At 68.3% G+C, this 3828-nt stretch carries 2 protein-coding genes and 1 pseudogene; all 3 read right to left on the bottom strand.

Annotation, left to right across the window (positions count from 1 at the left end; all coding sequences use genetic code 11):
- Positions 1 to 1275 (bottom strand): annotated as a pseudogene (locus P0D73_RS45945) (efflux transporter outer membrane subunit); the annotation flags it as partial.
- A gap of 32 nt (positions 1276 to 1307) precedes the next feature.
- On the bottom strand, positions 1308 to 2624 hold the full coding sequence (locus P0D73_RS45940) for an efflux RND transporter periplasmic adaptor subunit (RefSeq protein ID WP_408180127.1): 1317 nt from the start codon (positions 2622 to 2624) through the stop codon (positions 1308 to 1310).
- Between the two features lie 19 nt (positions 2625 to 2643).
- The coding region (locus P0D73_RS45935; protein ID WP_408436315.1) for an efflux RND transporter permease subunit at positions 2644 to 3828 on the bottom strand (1185 nt) is incomplete at its 5' end.

The raw sequence follows: 3828 nt of genomic DNA, 5'->3' as shown, positions 1-3828 counted from the left end.
TGGCTGGCGGCTTCGTCGGTGAGCGCATGCAAGGCGGACAGGTTGTCCTCGACCTGCTGGAACGCCACCAGCACCGACTGACGATAGTCCGCGACCGCGCCGTCGTATTGCGCCGTGGCGCCGTGCAGGCTGGCCTTGCGCTTGCCGCCGTCGAACAGCGTGCCAGCCAGTTGCGGTCCGAGCGACCAGAACAGACTCGGCGCGCTCAGCCACGGCGCGAAAAACGTGCTTTCGAGACCGGCGCTCGCGGACAGCACCAGATCCGGAAAAAAACGCCGCATGCGCCACGCCGATCTGCGCATTCGCGGACGCCACACGCCGTTCGGCGGCGGCGATATCGGGACGCCGTTCCAGCAGTTGCGACGGCACACCAGGTGGAATCGCGGGCGGCGTCGCGGCCGAACCGTTCGGCGGCAGCGTAAAGGTCGATGCCGGCTCGCCGATCAGCGTGGCGATCGCGTGCTGCATCTGCGCGCGCGTCACGTCGATGTCGGTGTCTTGTGTGCGCGTCGCTTCGAGCTGCGTCGTGGCCTGGGCGACGGCGGAGGCATCGATCGCGCCGTCTTTCAGCTGCTGCTGCAACAGCTTCAACGCGGCGGCGTAGGCGCTCACGCTGTCGTCGAGCAGCTTCTTCTGCGTATCGAGCGAGCGTAGTGAGAAATAGTCGACGGCCAGATCGGCGCTCATCGACAGGCGCACGCCTTCGAGGTCCGCTTCGCTCGCCTGCGCGTCGGCCTGCGCGCCGTTGACGCTGTCGCGTACCCGTCCGAACAGATCCGGCTCCCAACTCGCGGCCACGCCCGCCGAATAGTCCGGCACGGTCTTGCCCGCGAGCGATCGCCCTTCGACGTTCTGCGAGGTCCGGAAGCGCTCCTGCGCGACACCGGCGGTGATGGTCGGGAAGAATCCGGCACGCTGATAGTCCACCATCGAGCGCGCCTGCTGAACCTGCGCGACGGCCTTGCGCACGGTCTGGTTCGACACGTCGATGCGCGCCTCGAGCTGGTTGAGCACCGGATCGTTGAAGAGCGTCCACCAGGGCCCGCGCGGCGTGGCGTCGGCCGGCGCGGCCTGCGCCCAGCCGGGTGCGGCGCCCGTATGCACGGCGCCCGTATGCACGGCGCCCGTATGCACGGCGCCCGCGTAGTGCGCCGGAATGTCGGCGCTCGGGCGCTGGTAGGGCGGCAAGGTCGAGCACGCGCTGAGCAGCGCGCCGATCAGCGTGGCCGCCAGCGCACGGCGCGGCAGCGGCCTTGAAAGAGACAGGGAAAACATCGGCAAATCCTTTCTGTGACGTGACGAGGCACTCAGCTGTGCATGGCCGGCATGATCTGCACCATCTGGCCGGTGGCGAGCGAATCGCCGGGGTTGTCGATCACGCGATCGGTGGCGGCGAGTCCCGTCGTGATTTCCACGTGCGTGCCGAAATCGCGGCCGATGTGCACGGTCTTGAGCAGCGCCCGCCCGTTGCTGTCGACCACGGCGACCGTCACGCCGTCCGGCCGGAACAGCAGGGCGCTGACAGGCAGATCGAGCGCCGGTGTGGTCGATTGCAACTGCAGATGCACCTGCGTGTAAGCGCCGGGCATTAGCGCGCCGTCCTTGTTGTCGACGTCGACCTCGACGCGCAGCGTGCGGCTCGTCGGATCGATCGAGCCGGTGCTGCGCGCCACCTTCGCCGCGATGCGGCGGCCCGGATACTGCTGGGCGGTCAGATACACGCCGGTGGCCGGCGTGACGTACGGCGCGTCGTTCTGCGGCACGTCGACGAACACGCGCAGCACGCCGTTCTGCTGGATATGGAACAGCTCGCCCGACATGCCCGCGGTGCCGGGCGTGCCGCCCGCTGTCACCAGCGCGCCGACGTCGACGTTGCGCGCGGTGATCACACCGTCGAACGGGGCGGTGATCTTCTCGTACGAAACCAGCTCGGCGAGATGCGCGACATTGGCCTGCGCCGACGCCAGCATCGCGCGGCGCGCTTCCATGTCGCTGACCTTCATGTCCGTGTCCTGTTGCGCGACCGATTGAGTCTTCAACATCTCCTGCCAGCGCTGCGCGGTGGTCTTCGCAAAGTCGAAATTAGCCTGCGCGGTGGCTTCGTCGGCGCGGGCCTGGCGCAGTTGCGCGTCCAGATCCGGGGCTTCGATCGTCGCGAGGGTCTGGCCGCTTTTCACCTGCGCGCCGATGTCGGTGTTCCAGTGCGCGAGGTAGCCGCTCGTGCGCGCGTAGATCGATGCTTCGGCAAATGGCGTGACGGCGCCCGGCAGCAGCAGTTCGTTGACGGCCGGCGCGGCGCGCGGTGCGACCACCGACACGCTGAGCATGCTTTGCGCCTGTGTTTGCTGCGTGAGCGCGGCGCTTGCATGCAGACGCGGCACGATGCCGACGATCAGCAAGGCCACTGCAAGACCGCTCAGCGCGAACGGCCAGAGACGGCGGCGCGGTTTGACGGTGGGGTCGCGGTGGGACGTGGGGTCGGCGGCGTGCATGCTTTCGTTGCCGCTTGCAGGCTGAGCGGCCGTGCCGGCTTGCGCGGCACCAGCGGCGTGAGCGGTGCCGGCGGTTGCCACGCCCGTGGTTGCCTGCTTACCCGACTCCGGCGGAAGTGATGAATCGTTCATGGGATAGGTCTCGTCGAAATCAAAGAGTGCGGGCCGGGACGGCGGATTCGTGTTTTTCGCTGCGAGCCGCGCGGCGTTTGTCGAGCCACGCATGCACCATCCCGTAGACGACGGGGACGAACAGCAAGGTCGACACCGTGCCGAGCGCGAGGCCGCCGATCACGGCGCGGCCGAGCGGCGCGTTCTGTTCGCCGCCGTCGCCGAGGCCGAGCGCCATCGGCAGCATGCCGATCAGCATGGCGAGCGCCGTCATCAGCACCGGACGGAAGCGGCTGAAGCCGGCTTCGAGCGCGGCCGCGAGCGGCGGCTGGCCGCCGTGGTGGAATTCGCGCGCGGTGTTGATGACGAGAATGCTGTTGGCCGTGGCAATGCCGATGCACAGAATGGTGCCGGTGAGCGCCGGCACGCTCAGGCGGGTGCCGGTGCTGAACAGCATCCACGCGATGCCGGCGAGCGAGCCTGGCAAGCCGCTGATGATGATGAACGGGTCGAGCCACGACTGGAAATTGACCACCATCAGCAGATAGACGAGGCCGATGGCGAACACGAGGCCGCTCGCGAGGCCGCTGAACGAATCGTGCATGGCCTGCACCTGGCCGCGTACGACGATGGACGCGCCCGGCGGCAATTGCGGCCGGATCTGATCGACCAGCCGGTTCACGTCCGCCGCCACTCCGCCGAGATCGCGCCCTTGCGCCGACGCGAAGATATCGAGCACCGGCTGCACGTTGTAGTGCGAGACGACGGCTTGCTGCGTGCCGCGTGTCAGCGTGCTCAACGCGCCGAGCAGGTTCTGCGGCGCGGGACCGGCGCCGCCCGCCGAGGCCAAAGCCGCTGCCGTCGTCGCGCCGGAGCTGCCGCCGCTCTGCGCGACCGGAATATTGGCGAGCGCCTGCAGCGAGTTGACGTCGTACTGCGGCATCATCGCCATCAGCGGATAGCTCACGCCGTTGCGCGGATCGAGCCAGAAATTCGGCGAAGTCTGCGAACTGCCGGAGAGCGCGATCAGCAGATTCTGCGACACGTCGCGTTGCAGCAGGCCGGCCTGAATCGCCCGGGTGCGGTCGACATTGACGTTGATCGCGGGCGCGTCGCCGGGCTGTTGAATGCGCGCGTCGACGAGGCCGCGCACGCCGCGCAGTTGCGCGAGCAGGCGGTTCGCCACCACGCGGTTGGCGTCGAGCTTGTTGCCGACGATCTGGAT

The sequence above is a fragment of the Paraburkholderia sp. RL18-101-BIB-B genome, assembly GCF_046026985.1.
Lineage (GTDB): Bacteria > Pseudomonadota > Gammaproteobacteria > Burkholderiales > Burkholderiaceae > Paraburkholderia.
This window is presented reverse-complemented; position numbering and strand designations above follow the sequence as displayed.